The sequence below is a fragment of the Bradyrhizobium sp. Kon10 genome (assembly GCF_055807395.1).
In genome coordinates this window covers 30,685-50,525 of record NZ_JBVVOZ010000016.1, presented here as the reverse complement: position 1 = coordinate 50,525, position 19,841 = coordinate 30,685, and the positions used below count along the sequence as shown (strand labels likewise).

Sequence of the window (19,841 nt, the reverse complement as noted above, 5' to 3'; positions counted from 1 at the left end):
CGGGAGTTTTATCGGCTTATCAGCCGTAGTTGTACGGGCGCGCCCGTTAGCACTTTGCACACTCTCCGCGTCAAAGATCGGTTGCTTCGGATTCGTGGTTGCACGCACTCCGATACGGGGACTTGGGGGGACGAATGACGCGTGATGCCACCGAGCCGAAGTGGTCGCTGCGGTTGCCCGCAGATTGCAGTATCGCCGCCATCCGCAGCGTCTATGACCAGGTCCGCGAGGCGTTCGGCCGGCAGGACCGGCTCGAGATCGATTGCTCCAACGTCGACAAGGCCGACGTGACGTCGATCCAGCTGTTGCTATCGACGACTAAGACCGGCGAGGCCCAGGGCCGTCCGGTCGTGCTCACGTCATTCTCGCAGTCACTGCGCAACACTCTTCGCCGCGCTGGCTTCGCAACCGAGGCGACGATTGATCAGCATTTTTTGCAAAAGAAAGATGGCACCTGATGGCCACGATTCTGACCGTCGACGACTCTCCCAGCATCCGGCAGATGATCAAGGTCGTGCTCGAGCCGGCCGGCCACAGCGTGATCGAGGCCGGCGACGGCGCGCAGGGGCTCGCCAAGGCGCAGGCCGGCAAGCTCGATCTCGTCATCACCGATCTCAATATGCCTGTCATGAACGGGTTGGAGCTGATCCGCGCGTTGCGCAAGCTGCCGGGCGCGGTCGGCATGCCGATCGTGTTCCTGACCACTGAATCCAACGACACGGTCAAGCAGGAAGCCAAAAGCGCCGGCGCCACCGGCTGGATCACCAAGCCGTTCAAGCCCGAGCAGTTGCTCGCCGTCGTCGCCAAGCTGGTGCGTGCATGAGCACCATGGACCCGACGGAGATCTTTCGCCAGGAAGCGAGCGAGCTGTTCGAGGTCCTGGAAGGGGCCCTGCTCGACCTCGGCCTGCGTCCCGACGACCGCGAACTGGTCGATTCCGCCTTTCGCGCCCTGCACACCATCAAGGGTTCGGGCGCGATGTTTGGCTTCGACAAGGTCGCCTCCTTCACCCATGAATTCGAAACCGCCTTCGATCGCGTTCGCAAAGGCGAGATCAAGCCGACCCAGGAACTGATCTCGGTCGCGCTTGCAGCCAAAGACTATATCCGCGCGCTGATCGAAGACCCCCGGTCGACCGACGATGTCATTGGTGATGGGATCCTCGACGACCTCAAGCGCTTCGTGTTCTCCGATCGGCCTGAAGCTCCGGTTGTCGTGACCGTCGAAGCGCCGCCGCTGGCCCCCGCCGAGAGCAAGCAGGCGGGCTGGCACCTTCGCCTGGAATTCGAATCCCACATCCTGCGCAACGGCTCGAACCCGCTCGATCTGCTGGAAGATCTCTGCAAGCTCGGCCCCTGTTTCGTCGTGCCGATTACCGAGGGCATCCCGTTCCTCGACGAGATGGACCCGGAAGACTGTTATCTGAAGTGGGATGTCAAGCTTCACGCCGCCTGCGACAAGGACGCGATCGACGACGTCTTCATGTTCGTCCAGGACGAGATGAAGCTGACGCTTGGGCCGCTGGCACATTTCGAAGCACCGCCGGCACCGCTGTTTCAACTCCTCGACGACGAGCCGGCGCCTGCGGCCGAAATGTCCGTCCCGGTCGTCGAGGCTGCTGCCCCGGCCGCAGTGCAGCCCGTCGCAAAGGCGGAGCCCATAGCCGAATCGAAGCCGGAGCCGAAGCCCGAGGGCAAGCGTGATGAGCGCGGTATCGCCACCGTCCGCGTTCAGGCCGAACGCCTCGACGAGCTGATGGACCGGGTCGGAGAGCTCGTTATTGCGCAGGCACGGCTGACCCAGCTTGCCGCGTCCGGCTCCGACCTCTCGATCAAGATGATCGCCGAGGAGATCGAGCGTCTCGCCTCCAGCCTGCGCGACACCACCATGGGTGCACGCATGGTGCCGATCGGTTCGCTGTTCGGCCGCTTCCGCCGCCTGGTGCACGATTTGTCGCGCGATCTGTCGAAGCCGGTCGATTTCGTCACCACGGGCGAGGACACCGAGCTCGACAAGACCATGATCGAGTGCCTGGCCGATCCGCTGGTGCACCTGATCCGCAACGCCATCGATCATGGCATCGAGGATACGGCGACCCGCGCCGCCACCGGCAAGACCGAGCAGGGCCGGATCGAGCTCGCCGCCGTTCATTCCGGCGCCCAGGTCCTCGTCACCGTGAAGGACAATGGCGGCGGCCTCAACACGGCGCGCATCCGCGCCAAGGCGGAAGAGCAGGGGCTGATCGCGCCGGGCGCCACGCTGTCCGATCACGAGATCCACCAGTTCCTGTTCCATGCGGGCTTCTCGACGGCGAAGACCGTCTCGGCGCTGTCAGGCCGCGGCGTCGGCATGGACGTGGTCAAGCGCACCATCGAGAACATGCGCGGCTCGATCGATCTGTCGACGCGGCCGGGGCAGGGCACCACCGTGACGCTGCGCCTGCCGCTGACCCTCGCCATCATCGAGGGCCTCCTGATCCGCGTTGGTGAGGGCCGCTACATTATCCCTTTGTCGGCGGTGGAGGAGTGCGTCGAGCTGACCGCCGAGAACGAGCGCTCGCGCAGTCGGAACTTCCTCAACATGCGTGGCAATCTCGTGCCGTTCCTGCGCTTGCGCGACATCATGTCCGCATCTGGCACGCCAGACCGTCACCAGAAGACCATCATCATCTCGACCGGCGAGAGCCGGGTTGGGCTCGTCGCGGACCAGATCATCGGCAACCACCAGACCGTGATCAAGTCGCTCTCCAAGCTGCACTCCGACGTCACGATCTTCTCCGGCGCGACGATTTTGGGCGACGGTACGGCGGCGCTGATCCTCGACGTCACGCAGCTCGTGGCGCTGGCGCAGTCGAAAGTGGAAAAACACATCAGCGAGGCGGCGTGATGAACGAACGGCAGGCCGGGGAGCATCAGGCCGACGCGATGCAGGTCGTGATGATCGGGCTCGGCGAGGAGAAGTTCGCCCTCGATGCCGGGCTCGTACGCGAGATCATCGATCCCGTGCCGGTGACGAAGGTGGCGGGCGCGCGATCGTTCGTTCCCAGCGTGATCAACGTGCGCGGCAACGTCATTCCGCTGGCGGATCTGCGCATCCGCTTCGGCATGCCACAAAGCGAAAATTCTGCCGAGACGCGGATTGTCGTCATCGAGATCGAGATCGACAACGAGCCGGTGCTGGTCGGGGTGACCGCTGACAAGGTGTACGAGGTCACGGAGATTTCGCAAACTGACGTGCAGCAGACACCGCGCGTCGGGATGCACTGGAAGCCGGAGTTCATCCGCTTCATCACCAAGTGGCGTGAAGAGTTCGTCATCGTTCCGAACATGGAACGCATCCTGAATTGAATTCGTGTCCCGGCGAGGGGACGTAAAGGGGCTGAAGATGAGATTTACGGTCAAGGCCAAGCTGGCAAGCGCGTTCGGTGTGATCATCGTCCTGTCGGGAGTGGCGGGCGGCGTGGCCTATGTGAAGCTTGCCGACATGATGGCGACCGAGGACAGCATGATCCTTCGCGCGTCCCGGATGGAAAAAGCGGGTGAGATCGAAAAGAGCATTCTGTCGCAAGTTCGCGCCGAAAAGAACGCCATCATGGGCACGGAAGCCGATGCTGAGCAATTTGCGGCCGATGCCGCAAAGATTCGCGACGGGAACTTGAAGACCAGAGACGAGGTCTACGCACTTGCCAGCGAGAACGGCAAGAAGCAACTCGATGTCTTCGCCGCTGCCTACGCGAAAATGAATGTTTATCAGGAAGAATCCTTCCGACTGGCGAAGTCCGACAAGGCAAAAGCAACCGATCGTTCGATGCACGACGGACGCAAGGTGGTGGCCGATGCCCTGGACGCGATCTCCGGCTATGTGGCGCTGACCAAGAAGCAAATGGCGCAGCAGGCAGTGGAATCGAAGGAGGAGGGCCAGCGCGCTCAAGTCACTCTGCTTTCGATCGTTGCCGTATCGCTACTGGTCGCAATCGGCGCCGCGCTCTGGATATCGATCAGCATCGCTCGCGGGCTCGGCCGAGCCGTTGGTCTGGCCGGTGCCGTCGCTGGCGGCGACCTCACTCAGACCATTGCGATCAGCAGCAACGATGAGGTCGGTGACCTCGTGACATCGCTCAACGGAATGGTCGAGAAGCTTCGCCAGATCGTGCAGGAAGCCATCACCGCGGCCCAGAATGTCTCCGCCGGCAGCCAGGAGCTCTCCGCGAGCGCCGAGCAGCTCTCGCAGGGCGCAACCGAGCAGGCGTCTTCGGCCGAGGAAGCGTCCTCCTCGATGGAAGAGATGGCCTCCAACGTGAAACAGAACGCCGACAACGCCAACCAGACCGAAAAGATTGCGGGTCAGTCCTCCAGGGACGCCGAAGCCAGCGGCGCCGCCGTCGGTCGGGCGGTCAATGCAATGCAGACGATCGCGGAGAAGATCACGATCGTGCAGGAGATCGCGCGTCAGACCGATCTCCTCGCCCTCAACGCGGCGGTCGAGGCCGCACGCGCGGGCGAGCACGGCAAGGGCTTTGCGGTGGTCGCCTCGGAAGTGCGCAAGCTCGCCGAGCGCAGCCAGGCCGCCGCTGCCGAAATCGGCACGCTCTCGACCGAAACCGTCAAGGTCGCGCAGGAAGCCGGCGAAATGCTCTCCAAGCTCGTGCCCGACATCAAGAAGACCGCCGAATTGGTCCAGGAGATCACGGCCGCCTGCCGCGAGCAGGACGTTGGCTCGGCTCAGATCAACCAGGCGATCCAGCAGCTCGACAAGGTCGGCCAACAGAATGCCAGCGCCTCCGAACAGGTCTCCTCGACCTCGGAAGAGCTCGCCTCGCAAGCCGAACAGTTGCAGTCGACCATTGCGTTCTTCCGCATCGAGGAGAGTGCAGGCAAAGCCAAGGCCGGCCCAAAGCCGATTGATCGCGCGGTGAACCAGCTCCGCGCCAAGGCTGCCAGCATGGCGGCCGTCGAACGCGGCGGCAAGAAGCCCAACGCGAGACCTGCGCGTGCCCTCAAAGCGGCAGGCGGCGCGGGCGGCTTCGCCTTCGACATGGAAAGTGGCGAGGACGATCGCGACGCCGAATTTCAGCGTTAGCCCCGCCGGTCCGGCTTCGTGCCGGACCGCGCTCATTCCCAACACTTCTGACTGCGGGAACGCATCATGGCCGAAACCTCGCAATACCTGACGCTCGGGCTCGCCGGCGAGACGTTCGGCATCAGCATCCGGAACGTCCGGGAAATCCTCGACATGCGGTCGATCTCGCGCCTGCCGCATGCGCCGAATTTCCTGCTTGGCATGATCGACGTGCGCGGCAGCGGTTATCCGATCGTCGATCTCAGGATCAAGCTCGGTCTGCCGAGCGTCACGGCGACGGAATCGACCCGCATCATCATTCTCGACGTGCCGATGAAGGATCGCCTGGTCGGCGTCGGGTTCGTCGCCGATTGCGTGTTCGAGGTTACCGATATCGACGAGCAGGCCATCGAGCCCATCCCCGAGGTGGGGGGCAAATGGCAGTCGAATTATGCCGCCGGCATCGGCCGCAAGGGCGAGAAGTTTGTCGTCATTTTCGACCTCGCCAAGCTGATGGCCAACGACGAGATTCCGGAAGGACGCGACGCGGCGGCTGATGCGTCCCGTGCCGCCTGATCCAGGACTTAGTGCAGCAAGCGTAAGAACCTCCATTCGAACCAACGAGATTGACATGAGATTCACAGTCAAAGCCAAGCTTGCGAGCGCCTTTGGCGCGATCATCCTGCTCTCCATGATTGCGGGCGGTGTTGCGTACATGAAGCTGACCGACATGGTCGCGACGACCGATGTCCTTGTGGCGGCGTCAGGTCGCATCGAGCGGGGCGAGGATCTGCAGAAGGATATCCTGATGCAGGTGCGAGCTCAGAAGAACGCCATCATGGCTCCTTCCGAAAGCGAGACGGACCGAAACATTTCCGAGATCATGGCGGTGCGCGCGTCGATCGCCAAGAAAAAGGATGAGCTTTACGCGCTCGCATCGGAAAACGGCAGGAAATTACTCGAAAAATTTGCTGCCGCCGATCTCAACATGAACGCGGCCGAGGACGAGACAATCAGGCTGGTCAAAGTCGACAAGGCAAAGGCCGTCGAGCGTTCTGCAACAGAAAATAAAAAGGCCGGCGGAGCAGCCATCGATGCCATGGGCGACTATATCGCCAACGTCAAGAGCACCATGGCCGCGCGCACCGAGCAGGCAAAGCTGGATGGTGCGCATGCCCAGATGCTGTTGATCGCGCTCGTTCTTGCCTCGCTCGTGATTGCAATCGCTGCCGCCGTCTGGATTGCCGTGAATATCAGCCGTTCCTTGTCGCGGGCCGTAAATCTCGCCGACGCGGTTGCGATCGGCGACCTTAGCCAAAAGATCGACGTCGTCAGCAATGATGAGGTCGGCGACCTGATCAAGTCGCTGAACGCGATGACGGCGAACTTGAACGCAACTGCTGCAATTGCCAACGAGATTGCGCAGGGTAACCTGACCACCGAGACAAAGCCCTTGTCTGACAAGGATACGCTCGGCCTCGCGCTGGAGCGCATGGTCGAAAAGTTGCGCCAGATCGTCTCGGACGCGCTTACCGCGGCGCAGAACGTCTCGGCCGGCAGCCAGGAGCTCTCTGCGAGCGCGGAGCAGCTCTCTCAGGGCGCGACTGAGCAGGCCTCCTCGGCGGAAGAAGCTTCTTCCTCGATGGAGGAAATGGCTTCCAACGTGAAGCAGAATGCCGACAACGCCAACCAGACCGAAAAGATCGCCGCCCAGTCGGCCAGGGATGCCGAAGCCAGCGGCGCCGCTGTAACTCGCGCCGTCAATGCGATGCAGACTATCGCCGAGAAGATCACCATCGTGCAGGAGATCGCGCGGCAGACCGACCTGCTGGCGCTCAACGCCGCGGTCGAGGCCGCACGCGCGGGCGAGCACGGCAAGGGCTTTGCGGTGGTCGCCTCCGAAGTGCGCAAGCTTGCCGAGCGCAGCCAGGCGGCCGCCGCCGAGATCGGCACGTTGTCGGTCGAAACCGTCAAGGTCGCGCAGGAGGCGGGCTCGATGCTTGCGAAGCTCGTTCCGGACATCAAGAAGACCGCTGAGCTGGTGGAGGAGATCACGGCAGCCTGCCGCGAGCAGGACGTCGGCTCGGCCCAGATCAACCAGGCGATCCAGCAGCTCGACAAGGTCGGCCAGCAGAACGCCAGCGCGTCCGAGCAGGTGTCCTCGACGTCGGAGGAGCTTGCATCCCAGGCCGAGCAGCTGCAGTCGACCATCGCCTATTTCCGCATCGAACAGGCCGTAAAGACTCAAGCGGCTGCGCCGATCGACCGGGCGGTGCATCAGTTGCGCAGCAAGGCCGCGCATATGGCAGCGGCCGAGCGCCCGGCCCGGAAGCCGCAAGCCAAGCCGGTGCGCGCCGTGAAGGCTGCCGGTGGCGGCGGCTTCGCTTTCGAAATGCACGAGGGCGAGGACGATCGGGACGCCGATTTCCAGCGCTAGGATTTTCGCGGACCGGCGCCTCGTTGCGGGGCGTCTGGTCCGCGTCCGGAAATTGTGTTGACGCGTAGGACTTGGGATGGCTCGTATGGCCCGATCTTCGATGCAGGCGGCCATCTCGGGCCGGAGTTGGCAGCGATGATGCCTGCCATGCAGGATACGGCCGTGCATCTGTCGGACCGTCATTTCAGGACCATCGCCGAATTGATCGAGGGCCAGGTCGGCATCAAGCTGCCGCAGGGCAAGCGGCTGATGCTGGAGGGACGGCTGCACAAGCGCGTTCGCGCGCTGAACTTCTCCGATCTCAATGAATATGTCGACAATCTGTTCGAGGCCGACCATTTCGAGGCAGAGCTCACCCATCTCATCGATGTGGTGACCACCAACAAGACCGATTTCTTCCGCGAGCCGCAGCATTTCACCTTCATGAGGGACACCGCCGTCCCGGCCTTGCTGAAGCAGCACGGGCGCAAGAGCGCGAAGCTGAAGATCTGGAGTTCGGCGAGCTCCACCGGTATGGAGGCCTATACCACGGCGATGGTGCTGGATGACATGACCCGCAGCGGGTCGCAATTTCAGTTTCGCATCCTCGGCACGGACATTTCGACCGCGGTGCTGCGCCTTGCCAAGACCGGGATCTACACCCGCGACGTGCTTGCGCCGGTGCCGGAGCACTTCCTGAAGCGATATTTCCTGTTCTCGCGCGACAAGTCGCGCGGCGAAGTGCGGGTAGTGCCGGAGCTCAGGCGCATGACGCACTTCATGCGGATGAATCTCATGGATGGGTCCTATCCGGTGGATCGGGACGTCGACATCATCTTCTGCCGCAATGTCCTGATCTATTTTGACAAGCCCACGCAGCGCAAGGTGGTCGAGCAACTCTGCAGCCATTTGCGGCCGGGTGGCTATTTGCTGGTCGGGCACTCCGAATCCATGATCCACAGTGCCATTCCCGGCTTGAAGCAGGTTCAACCCACCATTTTTCAGGTCTGATTGGAGCCCAACCAAAAATGTCGAAGGAGAAAGTTCGCGTACTGATCGTGGACGATTCGGCGTCGGTGCGCCAAATCCTCCTGACGATCCTGAGCGAGGATCCGGAGATCGAGGTGATAGCGACGGCCTCGGATCCGTTTGTCGCGGTGCGCCGCCTCGAGCAGGAGCTGCCTGACGTCATCATTCTTGACATTGAAATGCCGCGTATGGACGGCCTCACGTTCCTGCGCAAGATCATGGCGCAGCGTCCGATCCCCGTGATCATCTGCTCCTCGCTCACCGAGGAAGGGTCCGACGTGATGTTCGAGGCGTTCGAGGCGGGCGCCGTCGACATCGTGCCCAAGCCGAAGATCGACACAAGGCAGGCGCTGCTCGAATGCTCGACGCGGCTGCGCGAATCCGTGAAATCGGCGGCTCGCGCGCGCGTGCGTGCGCGCACGGAGCGCCGGGTGATCGAGAAGAAGTTGACAGCGGACGCCATCATCCCGCCGCCGGTGCAGGGCAGGGTTCGACCGACGACGGAGCGCATCGTGTGCATCGGTGCATCGACGGGAGGAACGGAAGCGCTCAACGATGTCCTCGAGATGCTGCCGGCGCATTGTCCGCCCATCCTCATCGTCCAGCACATGCCGGCAGGGTTTACCGCGGCCTTCGCGAGGCGTCTCGACGGCGTCTGCCAGATCCGCGTCAAGGAGGCTGAGGACGGCGAGGCGGTGCTGCCGGGTTGGGCCTATATCGCGCCCGGCGCCCGTCACATGCTGCTCCAGCGCATCGGCCTGCGCTACCAGATCGCGATCAAGGACGGCCCGCCGGTGTCGCGCCATCGTCCATCGGTCGACGTGCTGTTCCGCTCGGCGGCCCAGCACGCCGGCGCCAATGCGCTCGGTGTCATCATGACCGGCATGGGTGACGACGGTGCGCGCGGGATGCTGGAGATGCGCAAGCTCGGCGCCTCGACGCGGGCGCAGGACGAGGAAAGCTCCGTGGTATTCGGCATGCCCAAGGAAGCCATCGCCCATGGCGGGGTCGAGAAGGTGGTCTCGCTGCACCACATCCCGCGCGAAATCATGCTCTGGTATCAGGCCGGGCACACGGCGGTGGCGGGTTGATCGCGATGTCTGCCATCCCGGCCAGCACGTTGACGGATGCGATCGCTGCGGTCGAGGACGTCTCGTCGCGAATCGAGGACGTCTTTGCGCGCGTCGGCCAGGAGCTCGGTCGTGGCCACATCATCTTCAAGGAGCTGAATCAGGGTCTCGCGACGCTATCCCGGGAACTGTCCGGCGCCGAGATCGAAGGTGCTGCGGCCGCGTTGAAGGAGATCGCCGCGCGGCTCACCGAACTCGCGCAGGCGCTGCCGGCCGAGAGCGCTTTGCTCACGGCGATTGGCAAGAGCACGGTGGAGGCGTCTTCGCTGCTCAAGCCGCTGTTCAAGCATATCCAGATGATCACCATCATCGCGCGCAGCGCGCGGATCGAGGCGGCTTCGCTCGACGGTGATCGCGAGGGCTTTCTCGCCTTCACGCAGGAGGCCTACGATCTCGGCAAGGCCGTGCAGCACTCGATCGAGGGCTGCGCGCGGGACCAGCAGCGTCTCTCGGAGGCGGTCGCGACCGCATCCGGCCGGCAGAAGGAATTCGAGAGCCGCTACGGCAACAAATTGATCGCGGAGAGCGCCGAGCTCGGCGCCGCCCATTCCGGCCTGCGCGACCAGCGCAGCAGGAGCACCCACTTGGCCGACCTCGCCAGCGGCAGCACCAGGAAGATCGCCGAGGCCGTCGGCGGCGCGATCGTCTCGTTGCAGGCTGGCGACAGCATGCGTCAGCGCCTCGAGCATGTCTGTCACGGGCTGCGACTTTCATTTGGGTCCGGGCCGAGCCTGGTCCCGGAGCCGATTAAGAGCGATGATGGCGGGCGCGTGATCTGCCGGTTGCAGGCAGCCCAGCTCAGGGACGCTCAGCGCGAGTTCGGCGGCGACATCGGCCAAATCATTCGGGCGCTGTCGAGCATCCTGAACGATGCGGCCAGCGTCGTCGGTCACGGTCGCTCGCTATTCGGCGGAGAGGATGGCGGCTCGTCATCGTTCCTGGCCCGCATCAAGCATACGCTGGCGCAGGCCTCCACGCTGATCGAGACATGCGAGAGCGCCGGCCGCGCGGTCGACGATGCACTGGCGATGGTCGAGGACACTCTGGCGAAATTCCGCCAGGCGATCGCGGGGCTGGCCGAGGCCACCGTCGACATTACGCTGATCGGGATGAATGCAGGGCTCAAGGCCAGCCATCTCGGCAGCCGCGGCAGCGCCTTTGTCGTCATTGCCAACGAGCTCAAGGCGACCGCCGACCAGGTCTCGGCGGGCGCCGCGCGCTTGCGGCCCGTGCTCGACGACATCGAGCGTTGCGCCAACGACCTGAAGGAGCTGCGCGTTCGGGGCGATCCGACCCAGCTTGCCAAGCTCGAGCCGCAGATCCTGCAGGCGCTCCGCGAGGTCGAGGCCGGCAACCAGCGGCTCGGCAAGCTGATGAGCGAGCTCGTCGACGAGGGCGCTGAGTTCGAAGGTCTGATAAATTCGGCGCAGGGCCTGATGAGCTCGCTCGGCGAAAGCTCTGCGGCGTTGCCCGCCGTTGCCGCGCGCCTCGAGATTGCAGGCGCAGTCGCGGGCGCGCAACGGCCCGAGCCGCAAGACGTGGCTATGCTCGACGATCTGTTCGCGCGTTACACAATGGCGTGCGAGCGGGAGGTCCACCGGGAATTCCTGCGAACTCTCGGGCTGGGGTCGACCGCCGCCGCGCGCCGTGTCGAGGCAGTCGAGCCCGCGGGCGACGGCATAGAACTGTTTTGATGGCGCTCGGCGGCGTCGCGCGTGCGACATCGTCAATTTGACGAATCGATTTTGCAGGCGGTTAACCGTGGTGCAACGCGCGTTATATCAGCCATTGTCGCGCCCCAGAGTTCGACGCAAATACCGTCTGAATTCTACGACGGGTATTTTGATGCTGAGAGACGGCAAATACGCTGCCTGGTTCAGGACCCAGCGTGGCCAGGGCACCGGCCTCGTGGATCTGGTCGAGGGCCGGATCACGGGTCGCGACAGCTTCTTCACTTACGGCGGCTCCTATCAGGTCGATCAGCAACGCTTCACGGGCGTCCTGACGGTGAAACGGCATGCCGAGGGCCCCGCGAGCGTGTTTGGTCCGGACGAGTTCGAGGTCAGGCTTTCCGGCGTGTGCAGCGGTGCGGTGGCGACCTGTTCGGGAACGGCCAGGGAAGCGCCTGACATCAAGTTCGAGGCAACGCTGATCTACAGCCAGGAAGAGGTGCCGGCGGCGGACGCCAGATGCGCGGTGGTAAAGCTCAATGCCGACAAATTGCCCAAGGGCCTCGACAACCGGTCGCGGCCGCACCATCCGTTGGCGCAGCCCAGGGCACCAGTGTCTTAGCGGCCCGTTTTAGTGCTGCGTTGACGCTGTTGCGGCGAAGCTCCGCAACCAGCGCACCGCGCCAACGAAGCCTTTAGACATGAAAACCTAATCTGCGGCGGAGCAAGGGTGGTGGAAGAGCATGCCTCAGATCTGGATGACATACGACGAACTCGCGAAACTCTGTGACTGTCCCAGCAGCGAGGCCAGAGTGCTTGCCATTCACCTATCACTTGATCGTCGCAAAAGTCGCGATGGAGCGACCCGTGTCAAACTGGACCTGGCGCTGACAGCGAAGTTCTTCGCGTCGGTCCGCGAGGCGGATTTTGATCTGGATAGCGCCATCGAGGCACTCCAGGCGACGCACCGGCAGATGGCCGAACTCCTCACGCCCAACGAGTTCCTCAGCGGGCGCCGGTCGGCTTCAGCCACACAAAGCAGATCCGTTAGAGGGTAGCGCGGCCGGGGGTCGAGATTCCCGCGATGGTTGTCTCGAATCAGGCATAAATCGGCATCTGGAATTTACGGCTGCGGCCGGGGTTCCAACCCGCACGGGCCTGAGAGCCCGCAAGGAGGATGCAATGAGGAAGGCCAACCATCGGGTCTGCGTGACCCTTTTAGGAACGGCGATGCTGGGTGGACTGGTCTTCACGACGGTCGCAACGGCAAGCGCAGAGGTCGTGAAGCTGCAGGCGGACCTCAAAGGCGGCAATGAAGTGCCTCCCAACAACTCGTCCGGATCAGGCAGGGCGGAAGCGACCTACGATACCGAGACGAAAACCCTGACCTATACGGTCACCTATGCCGGCCTGACGGGTCCCGTGATGGGGGCACACTTCCATGGTCCCGTGGAGGCCGGCAAGAACGCCGGCATCGTGCTGCCCTTCAAGACCGTCCAGAGCCCGATCCAGGGCAGCGCGACTCTCACGGACAATCAGGCGACGGATTTGCTGGCTGGAAAGTGGTACGCGAACATTCACACGGCCATGAATCCGGGTGGTGAGCTTCGCGGGCAGATGATGAAGTAAGAGCCGGCTCCGGTGCCTCGCCGGTGATCGGAGCTCTCGGCGCTCTAGGACGGTGGTCTCGGCAAGAAGGCCAGGATGGTCTGCGCGAGGATGACGCCCACGGTGCCTCCCGCCGCCTTTTGCAGCACGTCAAGGAAGCCCGGATGCCGGTCGAGCGTCAGCGCTTGCATGAGCTCCAGTCCCACGGCGACGGCGACGACGAGAGAGCAAGCCAAAGCGAACCGTCCCGGCAGCAGGAAGCTAAGAAGGAAGCCCAGGAGGCCGTAAGCGCTGAAGCGCTCGATGACGACGACCCAATAGGCTTCGGCGTGGCCCATGAGCGCGGGCCTGCCTGTGAGCCTGGCAAGCGTGGCATAGACGATCAGCGCGAGGCAGATGGCCGCGGCTGCGATGAGATGGTTGCGACGCATTGCATTATCATAGCCGCTCGGGCGGCCTGCCGCTCTCCAAAGCCGGGAATATCGTTAAGGTCGCACGGACCCGATAGACCCTCGGGACCGGTACTCGCACCGGGGACAGGTCTGGAGAGTGCATGCGGGCAAGGGTGCCGGTTTCGGGGCCAGCCGGACGCTCAGGCCACCAGCGCGGTGTCGTCCACCGGAGCTTCGGCCGCAGGCCGCGACGCCATCAGCTCGTTGAGCTTGGCGAAAGGCAGCGGCGCTGCGATCAGATAGCCCTGACCCTCTTCTACGCCGCATGAGATCAGGGCGCGCACCTGCTCCTCGGTTTCGACGCCTTCCGCAACCACCGTCATGTGGAAGTCCCTGGCGAGCGCCACCAGCATCTCGACGATCGTCGTGGTCGAGGTGTCCACCGTGATCGTGTCGACGAAGAATTTGTCGATCTTGATGGTGTTGGCCCCGAGCCCCTTCAGCCGCGACAGCCCGCTGTGGCCGACACCGACGTCGTCGATGGCAACACGGAAGCCGTAGTCGCGCAGTTCGCTGACGACGGCTGCGGCGCGCGCGAGATCGTCGAGTTCGTCCCGCTCGGTCACCTCGACCACGATCTGGCGCGCGGAGACTCGCGCCGCGGCGACGGTGCTGCGAAGCGTTTCGACGAAGCCGGCGCTCAGGAGGTGCCGAGGCACGACATTGAGCGAGAGCTTGAAATCCTTGTCGGCCTTCAGATGAGGCTGGAAATCCGCCAGTGCGGACCTGAGCAACTGCCAAGTCATGGCTTCGATGCGTCCGCTGGATTCCGCCAGCGGAATGAAATTTAACGGCGGGACCACCGAGCCGTCTTCACGCAGCCAGCGCGCCAGGATTTCGCAGCCCCTGATATCGCGGGTCCGAAGATCGAAGATCGGCTGGAAATACGGCCTGAATTCGCCGCGCGCGAGCGCACGATCGAGATCGGCGACGGGACCCTCCATGCGCCGGGTCCGTGACAGAAGCAGGCCGAACATCATGCCGAGCGCGAGCGAGACGGCCATCACTGGCCAGTAGGCCTCGCTGTTCCATGTCGACAGCACGGACCTGTCGATGCGAACGATGGTGCGCAGCGGATAGCGTGCCGAACTCTTTTCGAAATCGACGGGATGCGCCGGCGCCTTGCCGGCGTCGAGTACGAACTCGCCGAGCCGTGCGCCGTTATTGAGCGCGAGCAGCACCTCGCCATGGGCGCGCAACTCGGCCGGCATGATGTCGAACAGGCTGGAATTGATGCCGAGGATGGCGACCAGCGCCTTCTTGTCGCCGACGTCCCTGAGCACGCCGAGCGCGTCGCCACCGAACTGCTCGACGCGGAACAACATCAGCCTCGAATCGCGCGAGCCAAGCATGTCGGCACGATCCACCCAGCCCTTGTCGAATTCGAGCGTCTCCGAATAGGCCGAGCAGATCACCGAGCCGTCCGAATTGACGAGGCGGACATCCTTCACGGCGGAGCGCTGATAGACGTGGAGGCGGATCGCCTGCAGCGAGTTCGGATCACAGGTCGCAAGCCCCCGGCCCGCCAGCTCGTCGAGACTCGCGGCCGCAAAATCGACGGCAAATTCGGACCGGCGCAGCACGACTTCGGTCAGCTCTTCGAGCTGGCGCGCTTGCTGATGGTGGATGAACTGCGTCGCAGCGAAGTGACCGGCGAGGCCGAACGCCGCCGTGCCCGCCAGCAGGAGCGCCGCTAATGAGAGTTTCGGCCGTGCTGCTTTCATCCGGCCCAGGGAGGTTAAGAGGGGGTTACCCCAACTCTACCTCGGAGGCGCTAAGATAGGGTTTAAGCCGGTCTGCGGATTTAGGCGTGACCCGCCGTGCGTGAGCTGGCGGACCGATTGCATGGAGATTGCTTGTATTGTCAGCGGTGTAGACGCCGCCCTACGCGGATTTCGCTCAGTTGAGAACCGCCTGCATAGACTTGGCGGCCGACCGGACGGGTGACCCACAGGCGCAACCCGACAAACGCAACGTTAATGCCAAGCCAGACCAATATTCCGAGAATGAAATAATGTGCCACGACGGAATCTCCGCCTTTTCAGCAAGCTCCCGATGGAGCAACGCTGAAATGACCTGCCGGTTCCACGCCGGACGGCTTGGCTGGCGCTATCAGGCCTTCTTGCCGACCTTGGTCTTGAGCGACAGGCCGAGTCGCAAGGCCATGCGCTTGATCGCGTCAGGCGTCCGCCCGAGTTGCTTCGCCGCCTCTTCCAGCGATGTCGAAGACTTGGCCAGCTCCATCAGCTTGCGATCTTCCTTGAACGACCAGGGCTTGCGCGCCATAACCGAAAAATTCCTCTCATCTCGACACAACGACAAAGCCGCCAAGCGGACCCATGTCGCTCGACGGCTTTGCTTGGGTGGGGCCGGGCCTTGGGGAAGCCCGGTGCGGAGATGGATATGCGATCCAACGAAACGCGCAACAAAGTCTGCGGATTAAGCTAACCGCTCAACCTTACCTGGAGGAAAGCGGCCCTGAACGCTCCGTACAACCACGGGACTTTTCGTCAGCGCGGCCGATCCGCGCGTGCCCGTAGCCGCAATCGAGGATGTTCTGCCACCATGTCGGCTGTCACAAAAGCAACGGACTCATCTTGCGAGTCCGTTCTCGAGCTCGAGCTCGATCTTGCCGATCCATGGCGTAGCGAAATCGTGACAGCGGGAGGCAAGATCAGCGCTTCGGCCAGATTCTACCTCGGGCTCTTTGCTCTTTGTCAGGCGATCAAACTTCAAGCAATCCGTTGCACAAACTTCATCTTCGTCTGACAAAAGATTCAGCGGCCCCGATGTTGAAGTCGCCACAATGGTAAGATGAAATAGCCGGGGAGGAACATTCCGGAAATTGGGATATTCCAAATGGCAGCAATTCTGGTTTTGGCTTTGATCTTCGGCGGTGGCTTTTGCTGCGGGTACGGCGTGCGCGCGTGGCGCTCCCGCAAGCGATCCGCACGATATCGTCTCTACGCGCCCTATGGTTCGGCCTCCATGGGATTGGATCGAAATCAGCATCCATCATGACGGAAGGATCAAGTGCAGGACGCTGCAGCGAAGCTCGAAATAACCATTTGCGGTTAGGTTAACGTGTAGCCATCCTTGAGCGCTTCAGAGCCATGGCTTAGAAAGGTCCGCATTTCTGGCAAGGTTTTAATCGTCTCGATTTTTCCGAGGCGCAGCGGGAAAGCGTAAATGGCCGATCCAATTGCCGTGCTGGGCGAAACAAGACGTCTGCTCGTTACTTCTGTTTGTTTCAAAAATCTCCGACGTGCGCGGATCATCTGTTGATGGCCATAGAAATGGTTGATCAAAGGCGTAACGCACCTCGCAGGTACTTCGTCGATGCGCAAGGAGACCGGGTCTTAATCGGCCTTTCGCTGGAGGAGACGGCGGAATTTGAATTGTTGGACAATGCCCTGATCGAAGCTGTTCATGCTGGACCCGGGCTGGAGGAGCGCGGAAGGCGAGCGCGAACCGACAAGCGATGGCTTGAGCTCTATTCCCAACATGAAAAGTCCTGGAGAGCATGGATAGCACAAAGCCGGGCAGACCAGGCCGACGGTTTAGGCTTTGTTAACTATGTCTGACCGATGGTATCGCCCCAAATGTGATGTGGGATGGCCTAAATGTTCCAGCTGTTCCTGAGAGCGCGCGCGCATAATCTTCTGCACCTCCGTCGCGAGGACAAGGGCTTCAAGGCCCGCTCCGCGGAGCGCGATGCTGCGACCGATCGCGTGCGGATCGAAGCCGTGATCATCGCGATCGATGCCGCCCTGCAAGAGGCCGAAAGGGAGCAGGTTGGCCTCAATCGACGCGTCGACGATGCGCTGGCGCGTGCGTCCGTCACATTCGGCAACGGCACCGATGAATATCTCGAGCGGGAGCCGCTCGACAGCTACCATCAGGATCTGTTTGCTGCCGACATATCGAATGGACAGCGACGGCTCAAGGAGCTGGCCAGCACCATCTCGCACCTGAAATTCGTCAAGGCCGCGATGCTCACTCGCTTCCCCGACCTCAAAGCGCCCCAGCTCAACAGCTAGGCTTGGCGCTTTCCGGGCGGTCCAGACGCTCAGCAGCATCGAGCCCAGGGGCAGAGAGTTGGAGTCGGCCTCGGCTATGCTCCAGGACGCGGATCAGTCTCGTGCACCCCGTTCGCCTTTGACGATTGGTTCTTTTGTTCTTTTTGATATGGTTTGGTGTTGCGTTCTGGAACGGACTAAAGGAGGGAGCCAGGTGCCCCGCAGACATTTGCAAAAATCAGTTGGATTGGCATTCGTGTTGGCTTTCAGCGCACCAGTAGCCGCCTCGGCCGTTACGGTCGATGTGGCGCACGCATGTGACGCAGCATTGGCCAAAGCCTTTCCGCCGAAGCAGATCGGCAATCCCGCTGCCGGCAGCGCCGGGACGGCCAAGGAGCGGCGCGACTACTTCAGCAAATGCGTGGCGAACAACGGCAAGGCCGACGAGGTGCCGGCGAACACAGCCAACGATACCAAGGCAAAAAAGTAAGCGAAGTATGCGCTCCGCTCGATAACGATCCGGAAACTGCGTCGTCGGCTTCCGAAAAGATCATGCTGAAAATGAACTGCGTGCGATGACGATCATCTCGATCTCATCGCCGCTTTAGCGAGGCGGTGGGCACGGGGAGTAGAATGCGCCGTTCGTTGCATTGATGCGCTCAACGCATTGATTGGGATCTGTGACCATGCCGGCCACGCTGAAGTCATAGCCCATGCCTTTAACCACCACGACGTAGCGCCCGGGCGAAAGCGTGAAGCCGTCCTGCTCTGGCTGCAACAACAGCATTCTCGCCTGATCCTCTATCGGACCCACTTTGTATGGGTAGGACATGCTGCGAACCACCCAGGAATCGCCGGCGCTGACCATGGCGGCCTTGCCGGTGGCATCGACCCCCATTGCTCGGGAGACTTTGGCTACCACCCGAACCTCGGTCCCGCTTGCATCGAGACCCCCGTCGGGCCTGAACACAATGAATTTGACGTCTCCGCTCGTCAGCGTCGTTGCGCTCGGCGTGTTGATTGCCGCTGAGATCGCCACACGATGGTCCGGGATCTTTCCCGGCACCGCTTTGAGTTCCTGGAGTTGGCCCTCGCTCAGGGCGTAGACGCCGAACGTGGTGGGCAAAGGCATCGAAGGTGGCGCCGCCTCCTTTGCAGGATCTGGTGCCCGCTCGCGTGTTTCACTGCTCGAGACGATTGCGCTGGTGGCGGGCTGAGGTTCGGGGCTTCTCGAGGCGTGCTCGGCCGGTGCCGCGAACCGCCATATCGCGAGGAATCGCGCACTCAAGCGCGGCCAATAGGCAGCCGTCGTGGAGGCGCCCGCGATGGTCGCGGCAATGACGGCTAGTCGCATGAGGGAGCCGAACCCGCCGCGTGGCTTGGCCGGCGATCCCGGCGGCACGACAGGACGGCGTGGCTTTTCCGCGATTTTGGCGGCCGGCTGTGGCGATTCAACTGGAATTGACGGCACAGCAGACGTATCGACCGGCGGAGGGTCCGAGACGGCTGACGACGCGATATCGGACGCTGCGGAGCCTGCCTTTTGCTCGGCGGCGCTACGCTCAAACGAACGCTCAACCTCCCGAATGGCGCGTTCGAGCAGCTGCTGGAGCTCACGTGCCTCCCGCACGTCAGCGTGGGTGAACTGTTCCAGGAGCTTGACGCGGGCCAGTTCGTAAACGATCTCGCGCATCAGCCGCGGATTGCCCGATATGTCGCGGATCTGGCTGGACAGAAGACGCACAAGCCCGGTCTTGATCTCGTGCGTCTTCGGGGCGTTGGCCGCACTGTCGCCGGGGTCCGTCATTAAGGCCGATCAAGTAACCCGGATGGTTCTGTTTCGCTAGGGTTTTTCGCTTCAAAGCCCTTCACCCACACGCCCCGCTTCGTTGCCGGGTTTGCAAGAGCCCTCATCGGGCCGCCCAAGGCGCTTGCTTTTGGGCGAAAACCTGTGACATTTCGGGGAGGTCCTCTTTCCGGTATTGATCATGCGCGGCGGCTTACTTGCACTGACCTTTGTGGCTCTCCTGGTGCAACCTTGTTTCGCACAAGGGGTCAAGGATAAGCCCAACTTGACCAGCACGAGCATCGTGACCACAACCACAAAAAAGACCAACACCACCGAGAGCGCCTCGCGCCCGACGGCGGTGCGGAACCTGGCGCCGGGCAAACTTCCGAACGGAATGTCGGCTCAGGGGGTGTGGCGGGATGGCAAACTGGTCGCCGTACCAAGGTAAGGGCATCCGAGAAACGTGTGGGAACGAGCTGGCCTGCCGGGCGTTTTTGCTCGGGAGATATCAATGCAACGTGTAGCTCTGGCCGGACTTTTACTTCTCGCGCCCGTTGCCGCAGGCGCCCAAGGGGTCAATGATCCATCGACACCCAACCACAACGTCATCATCGTGAACCCGTCGCAACCATCGCCAACAACGGCGACGCGGAATATCCCGAGCACGATT

The 19,841-nt window shown here is 62.6% G+C and carries 20 protein-coding genes; 16 read left to right on the top strand and 4 right to left on the bottom strand.

Annotation, left to right across the window (positions count from 1 at the left end):
* The first annotated feature begins 134 nt into the window (after positions 1-134).
* The 13 genes from AC0L2O_RS22130 (at position 135) to AC0L2O_RS22070 (ending at position 12,932) form a co-directional block, all read left to right on the top strand.
* Positions 135-458, top strand: coding sequence for an STAS domain-containing protein (locus AC0L2O_RS22130; RefSeq protein WP_473371185.1), 324 nt, complete (start codon positions 135-137; stop codon positions 456-458).
* Positions 458-823 carry a response regulator gene (locus AC0L2O_RS22125; RefSeq protein ID WP_247985556.1) on the top strand — a complete coding sequence of 122 codons (366 nt, stop codon included), beginning with the start codon at positions 458-460 and terminating at the stop codon, positions 821-823. The genes AC0L2O_RS22130 and AC0L2O_RS22125 overlap by 1 nt, the downstream gene beginning before the upstream one ends.
* Positions 820-2,886, top strand: coding sequence for a chemotaxis protein CheA (locus AC0L2O_RS22120; RefSeq protein WP_473371184.1), 2,067 nt, complete (start codon positions 820-822; stop codon positions 2,884-2,886). Before AC0L2O_RS22125 ends, AC0L2O_RS22120 begins: the two co-directional genes overlap by 4 nt.
* A complete protein-coding gene (locus AC0L2O_RS22115; protein WP_473371183.1) occupies positions 2,886-3,347 on the top strand; it encodes a chemotaxis protein CheW in 462 nt (153 codons plus the stop codon). Before AC0L2O_RS22120 ends, AC0L2O_RS22115 begins: the two co-directional genes overlap by 1 nt.
* Positions 3,348-3,384: 37 nt before the next feature.
* Positions 3,385-5,079, top strand: coding sequence for a methyl-accepting chemotaxis protein (locus AC0L2O_RS22110; RefSeq protein WP_473371182.1), 1,695 nt, complete (start codon positions 3,385-3,387; stop codon positions 5,077-5,079).
* A 66-nt stretch (positions 5,080-5,145) separates the two neighbouring features.
* Positions 5,146-5,634, top strand: coding sequence for a chemotaxis protein CheW (locus tag AC0L2O_RS22105; protein ID WP_473371181.1), 489 nt, complete (start codon positions 5,146-5,148; stop codon positions 5,632-5,634).
* A gap of 55 nt (positions 5,635-5,689) precedes the next feature.
* On the top strand, positions 5,690-7,495 hold the full coding sequence (locus AC0L2O_RS22100) for a methyl-accepting chemotaxis protein (RefSeq protein WP_473371180.1): 1,806 nt from the start codon (positions 5,690-5,692) through the stop codon (positions 7,493-7,495).
* Positions 7,496-7,630: 135 nt separating this feature from the next.
* Positions 7,631-8,485: a CheR family methyltransferase gene (locus tag AC0L2O_RS22095; protein WP_473371262.1), complete on the top strand. Its 855-nt coding sequence runs from the start codon at positions 7,631-7,633 to the stop codon at positions 8,483-8,485.
* 17 nt (positions 8,486-8,502) lie between these two features.
* Entirely contained in the window at positions 8,503-9,594 is a 1,092-nt protein-coding gene (locus AC0L2O_RS22090) for a protein-glutamate methylesterase/protein-glutamine glutaminase (RefSeq protein WP_473371179.1), read from the top strand.
* A 5-nt stretch (positions 9,595-9,599) separates the two neighbouring features.
* Entirely contained in the window at positions 9,600-11,327 is a 1,728-nt protein-coding gene (locus AC0L2O_RS22085; protein ID WP_473371178.1) for a chemotaxis protein, read from the top strand.
* A gap of 151 nt (positions 11,328-11,478) precedes the next feature.
* The gene (locus AC0L2O_RS22080; protein ID WP_473371177.1) at positions 11,479-11,925 is read left to right on the top strand and encodes a hypothetical protein; all 447 of its coding nucleotides are present in this window, start codon (positions 11,479-11,481) and stop codon (positions 11,923-11,925) included.
* Positions 11,926-12,046: 121 nt separating this feature from the next.
* Positions 12,047-12,361: a hypothetical protein gene (locus tag AC0L2O_RS22075; protein WP_473371176.1), complete on the top strand. Its 315-nt coding sequence runs from the start codon at positions 12,047-12,049 to the stop codon at positions 12,359-12,361.
* A 124-nt stretch (positions 12,362-12,485) separates the two neighbouring features.
* Complete coding sequence (locus tag AC0L2O_RS22070; protein ID WP_473371175.1) at positions 12,486-12,932, top strand: CHRD domain-containing protein; 447 nt, start codon at positions 12,486-12,488, stop codon at positions 12,930-12,932.
* A 44-nt stretch (positions 12,933-12,976) separates the two neighbouring features.
* Here the strand turns inward: AC0L2O_RS22070 and AC0L2O_RS22065 are convergent, their stop codons facing one another.
* The 3 genes from AC0L2O_RS22065 to AC0L2O_RS22055 form a co-directional block, all read right to left on the bottom strand.
* The gene (locus AC0L2O_RS22065) at positions 12,977-13,342 is read right to left on the bottom strand and encodes a VanZ family protein (RefSeq protein ID WP_473371174.1); all 366 of its coding nucleotides are present in this window, start codon (positions 13,340-13,342) and stop codon (positions 12,977-12,979) included.
* Between the two features lie 161 nt (positions 13,343-13,503).
* On the bottom strand, positions 13,504-15,087 hold the full coding sequence (locus AC0L2O_RS22060) for an EAL domain-containing protein (protein WP_473371173.1): 1,584 nt from the start codon (positions 15,085-15,087) through the stop codon (positions 13,504-13,506).
* Positions 15,088-15,475: 388 nt separating this feature from the next.
* The gene (locus tag AC0L2O_RS22055) at positions 15,476-15,649 is read right to left on the bottom strand and encodes a hypothetical protein (RefSeq protein WP_473371172.1); all 174 of its coding nucleotides are present in this window, start codon (positions 15,647-15,649) and stop codon (positions 15,476-15,478) included.
* A gap of 998 nt (positions 15,650-16,647) precedes the next feature.
* On the opposite strand from AC0L2O_RS22055, the gene AC0L2O_RS22050 reads away from it, so the two are divergent.
* The 3 genes from AC0L2O_RS22050 (at position 16,648) to AC0L2O_RS22040 (ending at position 17,872) form a co-directional block, all read left to right on the top strand.
* Entirely contained in the window at positions 16,648-16,947 is a 300-nt protein-coding gene (locus AC0L2O_RS22050; protein ID WP_473371261.1) for a hypothetical protein, read from the top strand.
* A 39-nt stretch (positions 16,948-16,986) separates the two neighbouring features.
* Positions 16,987-17,403, top strand: a complete 417-nt coding sequence (locus AC0L2O_RS22045) for a hypothetical protein (RefSeq protein WP_473371171.1) — start codon at positions 16,987-16,989, stop codon at positions 17,401-17,403.
* A gap of 76 nt (positions 17,404-17,479) precedes the next feature.
* Positions 17,480-17,872 carry a hypothetical protein gene (locus AC0L2O_RS22040; protein WP_473371170.1) on the top strand — a complete coding sequence of 131 codons (393 nt, stop codon included), beginning with the start codon at positions 17,480-17,482 and terminating at the stop codon, positions 17,870-17,872.
* A gap of 114 nt (positions 17,873-17,986) precedes the next feature.
* Here the strand turns inward: AC0L2O_RS22040 and AC0L2O_RS22035 are convergent, their stop codons facing one another.
* Positions 17,987-19,189, bottom strand: coding sequence for a hypothetical protein (locus AC0L2O_RS22035; protein ID WP_473371169.1), 1,203 nt, complete (start codon positions 19,187-19,189; stop codon positions 17,987-17,989).
* Positions 19,190-19,841: the final 652 nt, after the last annotated feature.

Bases quoted from the DNA above. Each gene is read 5' to 3' on its own strand.
- AC0L2O_RS22130 (WP_473371185.1), top strand. From the start codon at position 135: ATGACGCGTGATGCCACCGAGCCGAAGTGGTCGCTGCGGTTGCCCGCA.
- AC0L2O_RS22125 (WP_247985556.1), top strand. From the start codon at position 458: ATGGCCACGATTCTGACCGTCGACGACTCTCCCAGCATCCGGCAGATG.
- AC0L2O_RS22120 (WP_473371184.1), top strand. From the start codon at position 820: ATGAGCACCATGGACCCGACGGAGATCTTTCGCCAGGAAGCGAGCGAG.
- AC0L2O_RS22115 (WP_473371183.1), top strand. From the start codon at position 2,886: ATGAACGAACGGCAGGCCGGGGAGCATCAGGCCGACGCGATGCAGGTC.
- AC0L2O_RS22110 (WP_473371182.1), top strand. From the start codon at position 3,385: ATGAGATTTACGGTCAAGGCCAAGCTGGCAAGCGCGTTCGGTGTGATC.
- AC0L2O_RS22105 (WP_473371181.1), top strand. From the start codon at position 5,146: ATGGCCGAAACCTCGCAATACCTGACGCTCGGGCTCGCCGGCGAGACG.
- AC0L2O_RS22100 (WP_473371180.1), top strand. From the start codon at position 5,690: ATGAGATTCACAGTCAAAGCCAAGCTTGCGAGCGCCTTTGGCGCGATC.
- AC0L2O_RS22095 (WP_473371262.1), top strand. From the start codon at position 7,631: ATGATGCCTGCCATGCAGGATACGGCCGTGCATCTGTCGGACCGTCAT.
- AC0L2O_RS22090 (WP_473371179.1), top strand. From the start codon at position 8,503: ATGTCGAAGGAGAAAGTTCGCGTACTGATCGTGGACGATTCGGCGTCG.
- AC0L2O_RS22085 (WP_473371178.1), top strand. From the start codon at position 9,600: ATGTCTGCCATCCCGGCCAGCACGTTGACGGATGCGATCGCTGCGGTC.
- AC0L2O_RS22080 (WP_473371177.1), top strand. From the start codon at position 11,479: ATGCTGAGAGACGGCAAATACGCTGCCTGGTTCAGGACCCAGCGTGGC.
- AC0L2O_RS22075 (WP_473371176.1), top strand. From the start codon at position 12,047: ATGCCTCAGATCTGGATGACATACGACGAACTCGCGAAACTCTGTGAC.
- AC0L2O_RS22070 (WP_473371175.1), top strand. From the start codon at position 12,486: ATGAGGAAGGCCAACCATCGGGTCTGCGTGACCCTTTTAGGAACGGCG.
- AC0L2O_RS22065 (WP_473371174.1), bottom strand. From the start codon at position 13,342: ATGCGTCGCAACCATCTCATCGCAGCCGCGGCCATCTGCCTCGCGCTG.
- AC0L2O_RS22060 (WP_473371173.1), bottom strand. From the start codon at position 15,087: ATGAAAGCAGCACGGCCGAAACTCTCATTAGCGGCGCTCCTGCTGGCG.
- AC0L2O_RS22055 (WP_473371172.1), bottom strand. From the start codon at position 15,649: ATGGCGCGCAAGCCCTGGTCGTTCAAGGAAGATCGCAAGCTGATGGAG.
- AC0L2O_RS22050 (WP_473371261.1), top strand. From the start codon at position 16,648: ATGGCCATAGAAATGGTTGATCAAAGGCGTAACGCACCTCGCAGGTAC.
- AC0L2O_RS22045 (WP_473371171.1), top strand. From the start codon at position 16,987: ATGTTCCAGCTGTTCCTGAGAGCGCGCGCGCATAATCTTCTGCACCTC.
- AC0L2O_RS22040 (WP_473371170.1), top strand. From the start codon at position 17,480: ATGCTCCAGGACGCGGATCAGTCTCGTGCACCCCGTTCGCCTTTGACG.
- AC0L2O_RS22035 (WP_473371169.1), bottom strand. From the start codon at position 19,189: ATGACGGACCCCGGCGACAGTGCGGCCAACGCCCCGAAGACGCACGAG.